Origin of the sequence: Bacteroides cellulosilyticus DSM 14838 (genome assembly GCF_000158035.1) — a bacterium.
Classification (GTDB): Bacteria; Bacteroidota; Bacteroidia; order Bacteroidales; family Bacteroidaceae; genus Bacteroides; species Bacteroides cellulosilyticus.
Genome location: NZ_EQ973492.1, coordinates 136,831 through 153,475 on the forward strand (window position 1 = coordinate 136,831; position 16,645 = coordinate 153,475).

General features: G+C 46.5%; 11 protein-coding genes and 3 tRNA genes. 8 read left to right on the plus strand and 6 right to left on the minus strand.

Annotation, left to right across the window (positions count from 1 at the left end; all coding sequences use genetic code 11):
• The first annotated feature begins 194 nt into the window (after positions 1–194).
• The 5 genes from BACCELL_RS18580 (at position 195) to BACCELL_RS18600 (ending at position 4,353) form a co-directional block, all read left to right on the plus strand.
• Positions 195–281, plus strand: a tRNA-Ser gene (locus BACCELL_RS18580).
• A gap of 9 nt (positions 282–290) precedes the next feature.
• A tRNA-Glu gene (locus BACCELL_RS18585) sits at positions 291–362 on the plus strand.
• Positions 363–381: 19 nt separating this feature from the next.
• Positions 382–454, plus strand: a tRNA-Lys gene (locus BACCELL_RS18590).
• 116 nt (positions 455–570) lie between these two features.
• Positions 571–2,235 (plus strand): putative transporter, encoded by a 1,665-nt coding sequence (locus BACCELL_RS18595; RefSeq protein WP_007213533.1) that lies wholly within the window; start codon positions 571–573, stop codon positions 2,233–2,235.
• Positions 2,236–2,367: 132 nt separating this feature from the next.
• On the plus strand, positions 2,368–4,353 hold the full coding sequence (locus BACCELL_RS18600; RefSeq protein WP_007213534.1) for a fructose-bisphosphatase class III: 1,986 nt from the start codon (positions 2,368–2,370) through the stop codon (positions 4,351–4,353).
• Between the two features lie 248 nt (positions 4,354–4,601).
• Here BACCELL_RS18600 and BACCELL_RS18605 read toward each other — a convergent pair whose 3' ends face one another.
• The 6 genes from BACCELL_RS18605 to BACCELL_RS18630 form a co-directional block, all read right to left on the minus strand.
• Complete coding sequence (locus tag BACCELL_RS18605; protein WP_044154120.1) at positions 4,602–5,834, minus strand: LA_2272 family surface repeat-containing protein; 1,233 nt, start codon at positions 5,832–5,834, stop codon at positions 4,602–4,604.
• A gap of 5 nt (positions 5,835–5,839) precedes the next feature.
• Positions 5,840–7,396, minus strand: coding sequence for a sulfatase (locus tag BACCELL_RS18610; protein ID WP_007213536.1), 1,557 nt, complete (start codon positions 7,394–7,396; stop codon positions 5,840–5,842).
• A gap of 36 nt (positions 7,397–7,432) precedes the next feature.
• On the minus strand, positions 7,433–9,091 hold the full coding sequence (locus tag BACCELL_RS18615; protein ID WP_007213537.1) for a long-chain fatty acid--CoA ligase: 1,659 nt from the start codon (positions 9,089–9,091) through the stop codon (positions 7,433–7,435).
• A gap of 212 nt (positions 9,092–9,303) precedes the next feature.
• Entirely contained in the window at positions 9,304–10,380 is a 1,077-nt protein-coding gene (locus tag BACCELL_RS18620) for a GDP-L-fucose synthase family protein (protein ID WP_007213538.1), read from the minus strand.
• Between the two features lie 20 nt (positions 10,381–10,400).
• A complete protein-coding gene (gene gmd / locus BACCELL_RS18625; protein ID WP_007213539.1) occupies positions 10,401–11,477 on the minus strand; it encodes a GDP-mannose 4,6-dehydratase in 1,077 nt (358 codons plus the stop codon).
• 80 nt (positions 11,478–11,557) lie between these two features.
• Complete coding sequence (locus BACCELL_RS18630; RefSeq protein WP_029328277.1) at positions 11,558–12,712, minus strand: dicarboxylate/amino acid:cation symporter; 1,155 nt, start codon at positions 12,710–12,712, stop codon at positions 11,558–11,560.
• Between the two features lie 127 nt (positions 12,713–12,839).
• On the opposite strand from BACCELL_RS18630, the gene gnd reads away from it, so the two are divergent.
• The 3 genes from gnd to pgl all read left to right on the plus strand — a co-directional run bounded on the left by gnd (position 12,840) and on the right by pgl (position 16,631).
• Positions 12,840–14,327: a decarboxylating NADP(+)-dependent phosphogluconate dehydrogenase gene (gene gnd / locus BACCELL_RS18635; RefSeq protein ID WP_007213541.1), complete on the plus strand. Its 1,488-nt coding sequence runs from the start codon at positions 12,840–12,842 to the stop codon at positions 14,325–14,327.
• Between the two features lie 94 nt (positions 14,328–14,421).
• Positions 14,422–15,909, plus strand: coding sequence for a glucose-6-phosphate dehydrogenase (zwf, locus tag BACCELL_RS18640; protein ID WP_022209407.1), 1,488 nt, complete (start codon positions 14,422–14,424; stop codon positions 15,907–15,909).
• Complete coding sequence (gene pgl, locus BACCELL_RS18645) at positions 15,906–16,631, plus strand: 6-phosphogluconolactonase (RefSeq protein ID WP_007213543.1); 726 nt, start codon at positions 15,906–15,908, stop codon at positions 16,629–16,631. The genes zwf and pgl overlap by 4 nt, the downstream gene beginning before the upstream one ends.
• The last annotated feature ends 14 nt before the right edge of the window (positions 16,632–16,645 follow it).

A 16,645-nucleotide genomic window follows, 5' to 3' on the forward strand; every position in this document is an offset into this window, starting at 1 on the left:
GAAATAAATGGAACTTTCAATTTGAACACAAACTCTTTCACTCTTTCATCTTTTTTTTCTATGCTTTGCTTTTGACTTTTAACAGATTACATCTTTTATTGAAAAAAGTCAGAAAAAAATATGATGGAAAGATTTGCATAGTCCAAAAGTTTCCCATACATTTGCACCGCATTTGAGAAACAATGCAGGTTTAAGGAAGTGTGGGTGAGTGGCTGAAACCACCAGTTTGCTAAACTGACGTACGGGTAACTGTACCGGGGGTTCGAATCCCCCCGCTTCCGCAAACAGCCGGTGGATTCGTCTAACGGTTAGGACACATGCCTCTCACGCATGTAATACGAGTTCGATTCTCGTATCCACTACGGTAAAAAAAAGCATAATGCACTCTTAGCTCAGCTGGTAGAGCAATTGACTCTTAATCAATGGGTCCAGGGTTCGAGTCCCTGAGGGTGTACAAGGTATAAGGCGGTTATCAAATAATGATGACCGCTTTTTTTATGCAATTAATTCTCATTCTCCGGGAATACTTCCTATCTTTGCACTCCGAAATCAATTAAAAGCGTAAACACATTGGATTGGTTATACAGTTTATTCGTTGAACATTCCGCTCTACAGGCGGTTGTGGTACTCTCGTTGATCTCCGCTATCGGCTTGGGACTGGGAAAAATACACATCTGCGGCATATCGTTAGGCGTGACGTTTGTGTTTTTTGCAGGTATCATTGCCGGACATTTCGGGTTGTCTATCGACTCGCAAATGCTGAACTATGCGGAGAGTTTCGGGTTGGTAATCTTTGTGTATGCGTTAGGCTTACAGGTTGGCCCCGGTTTCTTCAGTTCGTTCCGTACGGGCGGCGTACAACTGAATATGCTGGCTGTGGGGGTAGTGCTGATTGGTACGGTGATGACACTCTTAGGAAGTTACGGACTGGGAATATCGCTGCCGGATATGGTGGGAATTCTTTGTGGTGCTACTACTAACACACCTGCGCTGGGTGCTGCACAGCAAACTCTGAAACAGATGGGTATCGAAGCAAATACGCCGGCTTTGGGATGTGCGGTGGCATATCCGTTGGGCGTAGTGGGAGTAATTCTTGGTATTCTGATGATACGCAAGGCGTTGGTTCGTAAGGAAGATTTGGAGATTAAAGAGAAAGACGATGCGAACAAACCGTATATCGTTGCATTTCAGGTCCACAATCCGGCAATTTTTAATATGAGTGTGAAGGATATAGCTCAATTGAGTTATCCTAAATTCGTCATATCCCGTTTGTGGCGGGATGGGAATGTGAGCATTCCCACTTCTGAGAAAGTGATAAAAGAAGGCGACCGCCTGCTGGTCATCACCTCGGAAAAGAATGTGCCTGCACTAACCGTACTGTTTGGTGAGCAGGAAAATACGGACTGGAACAAGGAAGACATTGATTGGAATGCCATCGACAGCCAGCTGATTTCACAGCGCATTGTGGTGACACGTCCGGAACTGAACGGAAAGAAATTGGGTTCGCTTCATCTGCGCAATCATTATGGAATCAATATCAGCCGTGTATATCGTAGCGGAGTATTGCTGCTGGCTACGGCAGAGCTTACCTTGCAATTGGGCGACCGGTTGACGGTAGTAGGTGAGGCCGCTGCTATACAGAATGTGGAAAGAGTACTGGGAAATGCAGTGAAGAGCCTGAAAGAACCTAATCTCGTGGCTGTATTTGTTGGTATTATCCTGGGACTTGCCCTGGGTGCTATCCCTATTGCTATTCCGGGTGTAAGCACTCCGGTGAAGCTGGGATTGGCAGGCGGACCGATTATCGTAGGTATCCTTATCGGTACTTTCGGCCCCAGAATGCACATGGTTACGTATACTACACGCAGTGCGAACCTGATGCTTCGTGCACTGGGTTTGTCGCTTTATCTGGCTTGTCTGGGCCTGGACGCGGGCGCTCATTTCTTCGATACAGTCTTTCGTCCCGAAGGATTGCTGTGGATAGCTGTGGGCTGTGCGCTGACGGTAGTTCCTGTATTGATTATGGGAGTTATTGCTTTTCGTTGGATGAAGGTGGACTTCGGTTCGGTAGCCGGTATGTTGTGTGGAAGTATGGCGAATCCGATGGCATTGAATTATGTGAATGATACCATTCCCGGTGATAATCCTTCAGTTTCTTATGCTACGGTTTATCCTTTGTGCATGTTCCTGCGTGTGATTATTGCACAAGTGCTGTTGATGTTCTTTTTAAGTTGATAGTGAAGAGTTGGGAATGTAGAGTTGAGGATTGGGAACGTAGAGTTGAGGATTAGAAACGTAGAGTTGAGGTTTGGAATGAAGACACAAGCCCATATATAATTTGTAAATTGTAATTTGTAATTAGATATCATGAGTAATATTACCCCTGAAAGCATCATGAGCGACTTGCGTTATTTGCAGTTGCTGTCACGCAGTTTCCCTACAATTGCGGATGCCAGTACAGAAATAATCAATTTGGAAGCTATACTGAACCTCCCGAAGGGGACAGAACACTTCCTGACCGATATTCATGGTGAATATGAAGCCTTTCAGCATGTGTTGAAGAACGCTTCGGGAGCCGTGAAGCGAAAAGTGAATGAAATCTTCGGGCATACCCTGCGTGAAAGTGAGAAGAAAGAGATATGTACGCTGATTTACTATCCCGAAGAGAAGTTGCAACTGATTAAAGAACAGGAGGCTGACCTGGACGACTGGTATCTGATAACATTGAACCAGCTGGTGAAAGTTTGCCAGAATGTATCTTCCAAATATACACGCTCAAAGGTACGCAAGGCACTTCCGGCAGAATTTTCGTATATCATTCAGGAATTGCTGCATGAGTCGAGTGTAGAGCCTAATAAGCATGCCTATATCAATGTGATTATCAGCACTATCATCTCTACCAAGCGTTCAGATGATTTCATCATCGCGATGTGTAATCTTATCCAGCGGCTGACGATTGATTCCCTGCACATCGTAGGAGATATCTACGACCGTGGTCCGGGAGCGCATATCATTATGGATACACTCTGCGATTATCATAACTTTGATATCCAGTGGGGAAACCATGACATTCTTTGGATGGGAGCAGCGTCGGGTAATGACGCCTGTATTGCCAATGTGATCCGTATGTCGATGCGTTACGCTAATCTGGCGACATTGGAAGACGGGTATGGCATCAACTTGCTGCCGCTTGCCACGTTTGCCATGGATACCTATGCGGATGATCCCTGTACAATCTTTGCACCGAAGATGAACTTCGCAGATGGTAACTATAACGAGAAGACTTTGCGGTTGATTACCCAGATGCATAAAGCCATTACGGTGATACAGTTCAAACTGGAAGCGGAGATTATAGATCGTCGTCCTGAGTTTGGCATGCAGAACCGAAAGTTGCTGGAAAAGATTGATTTCGAGAAAGGCGTTTTTGTGTACGAAGGAAAGGAATATCCGCTTCGTGATACCAACTTCCCGACGATTGATCCGGCTGATCCGTATCGCCTGTCAGATGAGGAACGGGAGTTGATTGATAAGATTCATGCTTCGTTCATGAACAGTGAAAAGCTGAAGAAGCACATGCGCTGTTTATTTACGTATGGTGGTATGTATCTGATTTGTAATAGTAACCTGTTGTATCATGCTTCGATGCCTCTGAATGAAGATGGTAGTTTCAAGCGTGTCCGCATCGGAAAGAAAGAATATTGGGGTAAGAAATTATTGTGTAAAACGGATCAGCTGATACGTACAGCTTATTTTGATGAAGACGGTACGGAGGAGAAGAGTTTTGCGCTGGATTATGTGTGGTATATGTGGTGTGGCCCAAATGCTCCATCGTTTGACAAGGATAAGATGGCAACGTTTGAACGCTATTTCATCGGAGATAAAGAACTGTCTAAGGAGACCAAAGGATATTATTATACTTTGCGTAACCGTGCGGATATTTGCGAGCGTATTCTTGCGGAATTTGAGGTTACAGGTCCTCATTCACACATTATTAACGGGCATGTGCCTGTGAAGATTATCAAAGGTGAGAAGCCGATAAAAGCAGACGGTAAACTGCTGGTGATTGACGGTGGATTCTCTAAAGCATATCAGCCGGAAACCGGAATTGCCGGATATACGCTGGTATATCATTCACATGGCTTACAGCTAGTGCAGCACGAACCGTTCCAAAGCCGTCAGAAAGCAATAGAAGAGGGACAGGATATCAAATCCAATACTTTCGTCGTCGAGTTCAATTCACAACGCATGATGGTGAAAGATACCGATAAGGGAAAAGTACTGGTAACGCAGATACAGGACCTGAAGAAGTTGTTGGTAGCGTATAGGACGGGATTTATAAAGGAAAAGAACTGAATACTGAGTATTAGGTATTGACTGCTACACATAATGTATTGACAAATGTTTAAGACCTAATAACGTAAATGACTCATTATTTCGGGTTATGAGGGAAAGTTGACAAGGGGACGAGTTGACCAGGGGACAAGGTTCCATGCGGCATAGGAGCATTGCGCAGCCCCTTGTCCCCTGGTCAACTCGTCAACTTGTTTCCTTCCTTTCTATACCGTTATACGCCAATTCTTATATCGAATTTACGTTAATACTTAGTATTTAAACAGCACCACTCCTCCTTCCAGGATCACTCCTTTATCGTAAGTAACTCCCTTGTTGTAGTAGCGGCTGCCGCCGTAACCACCGGTGACAAATATACCGAGGCGGTCTGTTATGCGATATTCCAGATTGACGCGTGCCTGGAGGGCATAGAGGCGTGCAGGGAAACCGTAATCTTTATTCTTGAAGTTTTCGATGTGTTGGAAGCCTAGGTCACCGCTGATGAACAACTGCTTGTACAAAGGTAATTCGAGACCGGCACGATAGAAGAGGGAGGCGGAAAACTTATCGCTGAAATCCAGATAATGTGTACCACCGCCTAAGATGGTATAGAACAACTTGTTCTTGAAACGGGCACCTACATTCAGCTTTGTAGTGTTTCCTCCGAAAAGCATTAGCTGTACTTTCGTATCCGGATTGGCATTTACCAGACCTAACTGGAAACCATCGAAGTTCTCCTTATAGTAATTGAATAATCCAATTTGCAATCCTTTTCCGCTTTTTGCCATGTTCATGGGGGCAAGTTGTGCACCGGTAAAACTTCCGCCTACCACGTTACCGAGTCCGGATATTTGCATACCGTGCATGTCTTCTCCTGTGATGTTACCCAAGCCGCTGATTTGTATGCCTCGCAGACTTTGGCCTACAATATTCAGAAGCCCGGAAGTGGTGATGCCATTGAAACTCTCACCCGCAATATTGGCTAATCCTGCCAGGTGCACACCCGAAGAGTTTTCACCGCTAATGTTCAGCAGACCACCTATGATAACACCACTGGTGTTGTCTCCTGTTATATTGGTGAGCCCTGAGAAAATGACACCTTGTGCATGATTTCCCGTGATGCCGACTAAACCGGATATGGATACGCCACTGAGATTATTCCCATTCACGTTACTGATACCGGCAATCTGGACGCCTCGCATACTGCCTCCTACTAAGTTGGCAAGTCCTGTGATTTGTACACCGTTCATGTCACGCAACACCACTCCACCCAGTAGATTGATACCCACGCCGTTCAGGCGGTTCATGGAGGAAAAAAGACCGAGGTTGAGGCAGGTACTGCCGACAGTATCAGTTTGCTGTGTAGACATGTTCTTCCACAAGGATAGGTTGATGCCGACAGGCTCTCTGTCTTTCTTTGTTGTTGACGGACTGTCAGTGGTCTGTGCAGGGAGTGTACCCGCAACCATCAGTAATGCAATAATGGATGGAAATAATCGTCTCATTGGTTTCAATCTTTAATTTCGTCCGGCCAAGGGGCTAATTTGCCGGTGGCACGAAGCGTAGGACGCTGTGCATCTACCGACCGGAGATAGTTACTTAATTTCTGTGCTAATTTCTTTACGATACGCGGATTCTTTATAGCCACGTCGTTTTTCTCGCTGATATCTTCCGGAATATTAAACAGTTCACGTTTACCGTCCGCAAAGTAATATACAAGTTTCCAGTCACCGGAGCGGATGGAGCAGGTAGCCCCAATACCCGGGCCCGAAGGTCCCCAACTATGGGGATAGTGCCAATAGATATCACGATCCTTGACTTTACCCTTTCCTGTCAACAACGGCATAAAACTGATACCATCCCGTTTTTGCACGGTAGTGTACTTCTGGACGCCTGCTATCTCAAGAATAGTCGGGTAGAAATCTTCAATCATCAGATAATCTCCACATTTCGTGTCCGGAGCTACTACACCGGGCCAGCTCACGATCATCGGTTCGCGTACACCGCCCTCGTAAGCGGAACCTTTTCCGCTGTTAAGCGGGTAATTCTGTGTATGCAGTTCTCCGGCACGGGTATGTGCAGCCAGTCCGCCATTATCGGACATAAAGAGAATGACTGTATTTTCTGTCAGATGGTTGCGTTCCAGATAATCCATCAGATCTCCCAGACTTTTATCCATCCCTTCAATGAGGGTGGCATAGGCGGCCTCTACGGGTGGAAGTCCTTTATCCAGATATTTCTGATAGAAGCGATAGTCCGGTTGTATAGGCGTATGAATGGCATAATGAGCCATATATAAGAAGAATGGTTCATCTTTCTGTTGTGCGCTATCCAAAGCCTTCATCGCTTCCAGTGTAAGTGCTTCGCTGAGGAAGGTGTCCGTGCCATGATATTTTTCCAATCCCGGAACTGCTGCCAACGGACTTTTCCCGTCCGGCTTATTACCGAAATTATTCTTGCCGTAGTAACTGGCCGGTGAACCGGCAGCGTGTCCGGCTATGTTTACTTCAAAGCCCATCGTCAGCGGATCAGCTCCGGGAGTATCATTGGCTCCAAAGTGGGCTTTACCGCAATGAATGGTCTGGTATCCGTTCTCTTTAAGCACTTGTGCAAGCGTAGTGACTTGTGTAGTGCGTTCGATTCCCGGTTCCTGACAAATACCATTCACATTCCATTCCGGATAGATCATCACAGAGTCCGGTTGTTCATGCGTTGTATTTTTGCGTAATGTCCAACTTGTCACACGATGCCGCGCGGCATTCATCCCTGTAAAAAGACTGACCCGGGTGGGGGAGCTGATACTACAAGCGTATGCTTGTGTGAACATCTTCCCTTGTGCTGCCAGGCGTTCCATATTCGGCGTGTGGTAAGTGTCGTTGTAATGCGTTCGTTGAGTCCAGAAAGGCAGCGAAGTATCCTGCCATCCCATGTCGTCAACCAAAAACAGAACTATGTTCGGACGTTGCTTTTCTTTCGGCGCTCCCTTTGCCGGAGATGCCGCAATCGCTTCTCCTGCCATACCACACATGGGCAATATGGCAGCAGATAGTAATAATTCGTTTTTCATTTGAGATGATACTTTATAAAGGTTAGTTTCTTTTTCTTATCCCTTCGCCTCTTGGTATAAGAACCGTTTAATGGAGCGTTTGGGCGTTTTCTCAAATTCTTCGGGATAGATTTTCATTTTGAATATCTGGCTGTATGCCGGAAGCTCTGCGTTTAACGCAACGCGGTTTTCTTCCATGACACGTTCGATGTCCGTAGTGGTCAGACCATGCGCAAAAGCATCGTCAAAGTCAGGATATACCAGTCCGACAAGCTTTTCATTTTGCTGTACGATGATGCTTTCGGCAACATACGGCAGGTTGTTCAGCTTGTCTTCTATTTCTTCGGGATAGATATTCTGTCCGCTGGCACCGAGCAACATGTTCTTGCTGCGTCCCTTGATGGTTACATTGCCCTCGGCATCCATCAGCGCAAGGTCACCGGTGTGCAACCAACCGTCTGCATCAATAGCCTCACGGGTGGCTTCTTCATTTTTATAGTATCCCAGCATGACGTTAGGTCCGCGGCATACGATTTCTCCCGCTATGTTTTCCGGATCAGGAGAAAGGATTTTCACTTCCATACGGGGGACGGCCTTACCGCAGGAACCCGGTTTGAAGCGTGACCAGTCTTCGTAACAGATGATCGGCCCGCATTCTGTCATTCCGTAACCTACCGTGTAGGGGAATTCTATCATGCGAAGGAACTGTTCTACTTCCTGGTTGAAAGCGGCACCCCCTACAATAACTTCCGCAAAACGTCCACCGAAGGCACTGACTACTCCTTCGCGTACGGTTGTCTTGATCTTGTCGTTGATGATGGGGACTTTAAGCAATAGTTTCATGGTTGGTGTTTCCAGTTTCGGAAGCACGTTCTTCTTGATAATCTTTTCTATAATAAGCGGTACGGCTACCACCAGGTGCGGCTTCACTTCTGAGAATGCCTGGAAGATAATCTTCGGGCTTGGCATACGGGTGAGAAAGTATATCTGACATCCTGCGGAGAACTCGTACAGGAATTCGAATGCCAGGCCATACATGTGCGCCATCGGTAGCATGGAGATAATCTTATCCCCGGCCTTCAGTGGCAATACCTCAAATGCAAATGCTGTATTCGACCACAGACTGCGATAGGGTAGCATTACGCCTTTGGAATAACTCGTCGTACCGGAAGTATAGTTGATTACTGCCAGTTCTTCAGGCTGGTCCTTGTGATATTCGATGTGTTCCTTACGGAAATTCTTGGGGTATTTCTTGCCGAACAACTCATTCAGGTGTTCGCGGGCATAATCCAACTTTTCCGTACGGGATATTAGGATAGAGAAATCCGTCATCAAGATGATGCCTTCCAGAATGGTCATGGCGGCTTCGTTCAGATTCTCCCATACTTGGTCGCCCACAAACAGTAATTTGGCTTCGGAATGGTTTACGATGTTATGTATATTATCCGCTTTAAATTCGTGCAGGATAGGAACTGCAACGGCTCCGTAGGTCAGTGTAGCGAGGAAAGTAACTCCCCAGTGTGAACTGTTACGTCCGCAGATGGCAATTTTATCTCCTTTCTTGATTCCGCTTGCTTCGAAGATTAAGTGTACTTTCTCTATTTTGCGGGCTACGTCTTTGTATTGCAGGGTAGCCCCATTATAATCGGTCAGGGCATCCAGGTCCCAATTCTGTTTAATGCTGTTCTCAATATAGGCGATAAAACTTTGTTCCATGATATTATATATTGCACATTTAGTTGAAATTTGTGCAAATATAAGGCTTTATAGAAAGAATGCAAATTTTTAACTGAAAAAAGCGGAGGGGATGTACAATTTAGCTTGACGGATGAATCTCACCACAGAGTAACACAGAGTTCCACAGAGTTTTATTTTCCTTGAGTTCAAATTAATAAAACTCTGTGGAACTCTGTGGTGAATTTAATGCATTACCGCCCTAAGTACCAGTTGTACATGCGTTGTACGCCTTCTTCAATCTCCACTTTGTGATGCCAGCCCAGAGCGTGCAGTTTCGAGGGGTCAGTCAGTTTGCGCATGGTTCCGTCCGGTTTGGTGCTGTCGAAAGTCAGCTGACCTTGGTAACCTACGGTGGAAACTATCAGTTCGGCCAGTTCGCGGATAGAGATTTCCTTGCCTGTACCTATATTAATATGGCAGTTACGAATATCTTTATCACCTTGTTTGTAGGTGTCTTTGAAGTCTACATGCTCCATGACGAAGACGCTGGCATCTGCCATTTCTTCGCTCCAGAGGAATTCGCGAAGAGGTGTGCCTGTACCCCATAATTTCACTTCGCTGTTGCTGATACCGTATTTGGCAAGGATGGCAAGGATGTCTTCCTTACTGCTGTTGCCGTCGATGCCTTCTACCGGACGCTGGTTCAGGTCTTTGCATATTGCATCCCAGTCGCCTTGCTTCAGGCAATGAGCCAGATGTATCTTGCGAATCATGGCAGGGAGCACATGGCTGCGTTCCAGATCGAAGTTGTCATTCGGACCATAGAGGTTGGTAGGCATTACGGCGATGTAATTCGTGCCATATTGCAGGTTGAAACTCTCGCACATTTTCAGTCCGGCAATCTTGGCGATGGCGTACGGTTCGTTGGTATATTCCAGCGGAGAGGTGAGGAGCACTTCTTCTTTCATGGGTTGTTCGGCATCACGCGGATAGATGCAGGTGCTTCCCAGGAAGAGGAGTTTCTTCACATTGTGGCGAAAACTTTCACCGATGACGTTTTGCTGTATTTGCAGGTTTTTGTAGATGAAGTCGGCACGGTAAATGCTGTTTGCCATGATGCCGCCGACGAAAGCAGCGGCAAGGAATACATATTCCGGTTGTTCTTCATCAAAGAATTTACGTACGGAAACGGCATCTAGCAAATCGAGTTCTTTGTGGGTTTTGCCAATGAGATTGGTATATCCTTTATCTTGCAGGTTTTTCCAGATGGCGGAACCTACCAGACCACGGTGTCCGGCTACGTAGATTTTGGCGTTCTTGTCTAACATTATAGTTCTGATTTTATATATTATTTTTCAAGTGATCTCAGATATAGCTTCTTCACAAACTTCATATCGTGTGCTGCCATGATTTTCACCAATTCTTCAAAACTGGTTTGTCTCGGGTTCCAGCCTAAAAGAGTTTTGGCCTTTGTCGGATTACCTAACAGCTGTTCCACTTCGGCAGGGCGGAAATATTTAGGATCTATTTCTACAAGCGTTTTTCCAGTTTGCACATCGATACCTTTTTCTTCTACGCCTTCACCTTCCCAGCGCAGTTCGATGCCTACTTCCTTGAAGGCAAGGGTGGCAAACTCGCGGACGGTATGCATTTCGCCTGTGGCTATCACGAAGTCTTCCGGTGTATCGTGCTGAAGAATCAGCCACATACATTCTACATAATCTTTCGCATATCCCCAGTCGCGACGTGCATCCAGATTACCCAGATACAGTTTGTCCTGGAAACCTTGGGCTATGCGGGCGGCAGCCAGCGTAATCTTACGGGTTACGAATGTTTCTCCTCTACGTTCGCTTTCGTGATTGAAAAGGATACCGTTTACGGCAAACATACCATAACTTTCGCGGTAATTCTTTGTAATCCAGAAGCCGTATTGTTTGGCTACTCCGTACGGGCTGCGGGGATAGAAAGGAGTTGTTTCCGATTGGGGGACTTCCTGTACTTTACCATAAAGTTCCGAAGTGGAGGCTTGGTAAATCTTTGTCTTTTTCTCCATGCCGAGGATGCGGACAGCTTCCAGCATACGCAGCGTGCCGATGGCATCTGCCTCTGCGGTGTATTCCGGTACGTCGAAAGATACTTTTACATGGCTTTGTGCAGCGAGGTTATATATTTCGTCCGGCTGTACCTGTTGGATGATGCGGATCAGCGAGCTGCTGTCCGTCATGTCACCGTAATGCAGGTTAATGGTGCGCTTTTGCTTCATGTCGCGTACCCATTCGTCGAAGTACAGATGTTCGATGCGCCCTGTATTGAATGAAGAAGAACGGCGGAGAATACCGTGTACTTCATATCCTTTCTGTAATAAGAATTCGGCGAGAAACGAACCGTCCTGACCTGTTATTCCGGAGATTAAAGCTGTTTTCATATTGTAGGCTTCTTTATTGATTATTTTTTGCGGGGGCAAAATTCGTTATTTTTTACGAGAATACAAAACTTATTGGCTTGTCACTTATATATCTTATCTACTATCAGTGCAATAGCCCCATCTCCCGTTACATTGCAGGCAGTACCGAAGCTATCCATTGCAATGTAGAGTGCGATCATCAGTGCCTGTGCCGATTCATCGAAACCGAGCATGGATTGCAGGATACCCAGGGATGCCATGATGGCACCACCGGGAACTCCCGGAGCGGCTACCATCGTGATTCCCAGCATGAAAATGAAACCGGCAAACAAGGGGAAATCAAAAGGCATACCTTGCATCATCATCAGAGCAAGAGCACATGCTACAATCTTCAGCGTGCTGCCGGATAAATGTATCGTGGCGCAAAGAGGGATAACAAACCCTGCAATATCAGAGGATACGCCGTTCTTCTTTGTCTGTTCCAGGGTAACAGGGATAGTGGCGGCAGAAGACTGTGTACCTAAAGCCGTGAAATAGGCGGGCAGCATCTTCCCTAACAATTTAAAAGGATTCCGGCGGACAAACAGCGCAGCGATACAATATTGAAATACCAGCAGGAAGATGTGCAGCAGGAAGATTACGCCGATAATCTTTATAAATACCATTAAGATAGAGAATACCTGTCCCGAATGTGTCATATTAAGGAATATGCCGAATATATAAATAGGAAGTAACGGCAGGATCACTGCACTGATCATACGGACAATGATATCCTGAAAATCACGTGCTGCATTCTTCAGTGTATCGTTTTTCAGTTGGGCAAGTCCCAGCCCTAAAGTGAAAGCCAGTACCAGTGCCGTCATCACATTCATGAGCGGTGGAATGGCGACTGAGAAAAACGGCAATATCCCTTGCGCTTCGCTGACCTCTTCCAGCGGGGCACCGGACTCTATCAGGTGAGGAAATATAGTTACTCCTGTAAAGTAAGAGAGGAAACCGGAAAACAGGGTTGCCCCGTAAGCTATCAGTGCGGTAATCAACAGCAGTTTCCCGGCACCTTTACCGATGTCGGCAATAGCTACGGTAACCAGTCCTACAATAATCAGCGGTATGGAGAAATTCAGAAATTCGCTGAAGATACCGTTGAATGTAACGAACAGGCGTACCAATTCTCCGGGAAGAAAATTACCAAAAAGAATACCGAATGCGATGGCTATAAGGATACGCGGCAGTAAGCCGATATGTAGTTTTTTCATAAAACTGAATTTAAGTTTCTCCATTGAAATAGAGTTATGTTTGCAAAAGTACGATTTTTATTCGAAATTCATACGAACAAATGCCCTTGACATATTGTTTCCATTTCAATGAAACAATAACAAAAAAATGCAAGTTATGACAGAAAAAGGACAAAAGACAGACATCGGCTTAATCGGACTTGCCGTGATGGGGGAGAATTTAGCTTTGAATATGGCGGACAAGGGATGGCATGTGTCCGTGTTTAACCGTACTGTTCCGGGAGTGGAAGAAGGTGTGGTAGAACGCTTTATCAACGGTCGTGCCAAAGGGAAAAGTATTGAAGGATATACTGAAATTCCTGACTTTGTAGAGTCCATTTCCACCCCGCGCAAAATCATGATGATGGTGCGTGCCGGCAGTGCCGTAGATGAACTGATGGAACAACTCTTTCCGCATCTTTCTCCGGGAGATATCTTGATAGATGGAGGCAACTCAAACTATGAAGATACCAACCGTCGTGTGGCATTGGCCGAATCGAAAGGTTTCCGCTTTGTCGGTGCCGGTGTTTCGGGCGGTGAAGAAGGAGCGTTGAACGGTGCTTCTATTATGCCGGGCGGTTCCGTTACTGCCTGGGATGAGGTAAAACCCATCCTGCAAAGTATTGCTGCACGTGCTGCCGATGGTACTCCTTGCTGTGACTGGATTGGTCCGGCCGGCTCGGGACATTTCGTTAAAATGATACATAATGGTATCGAATACGGTGATATGCAGTTGATTGCCGAAGCCTACTGGGTGATGAAGAATCTTCTGCAACTGAATAATGAAGACATGGCTTCCGTTTTTGCCCACTGGAATGAGGGCAAGTTGCGTAGCTATCTGATAGAAATTACAGCCAATATTCTTCGGCATAAGGATAAGGCGGGCGGTTACCTGATTGACAAGATACTGGACACTGCCGGACAAAAAGGCACCGGTAAATGGTCCGTTATCAATGCAATGGAATTGGGTATGCCCCTGGGACTGATTGCAACGGCTGTTTTTGAGCGTAGTCTTTCAGCGCAGAAAAATCTGCGTGAGGCAGCTTCCAAACAATTCATTTGCCAGCGCTCACAAGTGGTCTATAATAAGCCGGAACTGGTGAAAGATATTTATTCCGCTTTGTATGCTTCTAAACTGGTATCCTATGCACAAGGTTTTGCCGTGTTGCAAAAAGCGTCCGAATCTTTCGGCTGGGATCTCGATCTGGCATCCATTGCCCGTATGTGGCGCGGAGGCTGTATCATCCGCAGTATATTCCTGAATGATATAGCGGCTGCTTTTGAGGCACAGCAGAAGCCGAAACATTTGCTACTCGCTCCTTATTTCCGGGAAGAAATCAAAGAGTTGCTCTCCGGTTGGAAGCACCTTGTAGCCCATGCGATGAAAGAGGAACTGCCTGTTCCGGCTTTCTCTTCCGCATTGAACTATTTCTATTCGCTGGTATCTGCGAAGCTCCCTGCTAATATGATTCAGGCTCAGCGTGACTATTTCGGCGCACATACCTTTGAGCGTACCGATGAACTTCGCGGACAGTTTTTCCATGAAAACTGGACCGGACATGGCGGAGATACAAAATCAGGTACCTATAATGTATAAAATGAAGCCCTGGTAATAAAATTATGAAGCAAGAGCTAATGAATTTATTGCAAGGGCTAATTTGCAGAAGCTAATCAAAAAAAAACAAGATTCTATGAGTAAATTTGTAATGATCATATTCGGCGCTTCGGGCGACTTGACGAAACGCAAACTGATGCCGGCACTCTACTCGCTCTACAAGGATAATCGTTTGCCCGAAGGATTTGCCATTCTCGGTATCGGCCGTACCGACTATGCGGATGAAACTTATCGCGATTATATCCTGAACGAGCTGGAACATTTTGTCACACCGGCCGAAGTGGGAATGAAAGAGTTCTGCACTCATTTGCACTACCTTAGTATGGACCCTGCCATAGAAGAAGGTTACGGAACCCTGGACAGCCGTTTGCAGGAAATCACCGGTGAAAAGGAACCGGACAATTTACTGTTCTATCTCGCTACGCCGCCCTCACTTTATGGCGTCATCCCTCTACATCTGAAAACAGCCGGATTGAATCGTAAACATACCCGCATCATCGTCGAAAAGCCTTTCGGCTACGACCTGAAGTCGGCACAAGAATTAAACCATATCTATGCTTCCGTTTTCGAAGAGTCTCAGATCTATCGCATTGACCACTTCCTTGGTAAAGAGACGGCACAAAATATCCTTGCTTTCCGTTTTGCCAATGGCATTTTTGAACCGTTGTGGAATCGTAATTACATCGATTATGTAGAGGTTACCGCTGTCGAGAATCTCGGTATCGAACAGCGTGGCGGCTTCTATGACGGTACAGGCGCTTTGCGCGACATGGTACAGAACCACCTTATCCAACTGGTGGCCCTCACTGCCATGGAGCCTCCCGCTGTCTTCACCGCCGATAATTTCCGTAACGAAGTGGTAAAAGTCTACGAGTCACTGAAACCTCTGACGGATGAAGATTTGAATGAACATATAGTCCGCGGACAATATACCGCTTCCGGTTCTAAAAAGGGCTACCGTGAAGAGAAGAACGTCCCCGCCGATTCGCGCACTGAAACTTACATCGCCATGAAGATCGGTATTGATAACTGGCGTTGGAGCGGCGTACCTTTCTACATCCGCACAGGAAAGCAGATGCCTACCAAGGTGACGGAAATCGTAGTGCACTTCCGTGAAACGCCCCATCAGATGTTTCATTGCCATGGCGGACACTGTCCGCGGGCTAACAAACTAATCCTCCGCCTGCAACCCAACGAGGGTATTGTGCTGAAATTCGGCATGAAAGTTCCCGGACCGGGATTCGATGTGAAGCAGGTAATGATGGACTTCAGTTACGACCAACTGGGCGGACGCGCCACGGGCGATGCTTATGCCCGCCTGATTGAAGACTGCATTCAGGGCGACCCGACACTCTTTACCCGCAGTGATGCTGTCGAAGCCTCCTGGCGTTTCTTTGATCCTGTGCTGCGCTATTGGAATGAATATCCTGACGCGCCTCTCTACGGTTATCCTGTCGGAACCTGGGGGCCGCTGGAAAGTGAAGCTATGATGCACGAACATGGTGCCGACTGGACCAATCCGTGTAAAAACCTTACGAACACTGATCAATATTGTGAGTTATGAAAACTTATATCTATAGTACAGCTGTTGAAACGGCGCGCGCTCTCATCAAGCACCTTATTAGTTTGATGGAGGAAGAGCCGCAGAAGATTTTTCACATAGCATTCAGTGGAGGCAGCACGCCCTCGCTCATGTTCGATTTGTGGGCGGAAGAATTCAAGGATGCCACTCCGTGGAGCCGTATGCGTATTTATTGGGTGGACGAACGGTGTGTACCTGCCGAAGATTCGGAGAGTAACTATGGCAATATGCGCCGGCTGTTGCTGGATGAAGTGGGAATACCTGAGGAGTCTATTTTTCCTATTGACGGCAGCAACGATCCCGATGATGAGGCGAATAGCTATTCTCGCATAGTGCGTTGCAATGCGCCACTCTGGCATGGCTTCCCGGCTCTTGATATTGTTCTGCTGGGGGCGGGAGAAGACGGGCATACCTCGTCCATTTTCCCTGGTCAGGAGTATTTGCTTTCTTCTTTCCATCCTTACGAGGTAAGTGTTAATCCTTACAATGGGCAGAAGCGCATAGCCATGACCGGCTGTTTGCTTTTTAACGCCAAGCAGCTGATTTTCTTTGTGACAGGCAGAAACAAGTCTAACGTTGTGCGCGATATTCTGGATTCGGGTGATACCGGTCCGGCTGCCTATGTGGCGCATCATGCCTGGAATGTGGAAGTGTTTATGGATGAGCTGGCGAAACCCCAACCCATCCATGAGAGTGATTTATAAAAAAAAGAGAGTGA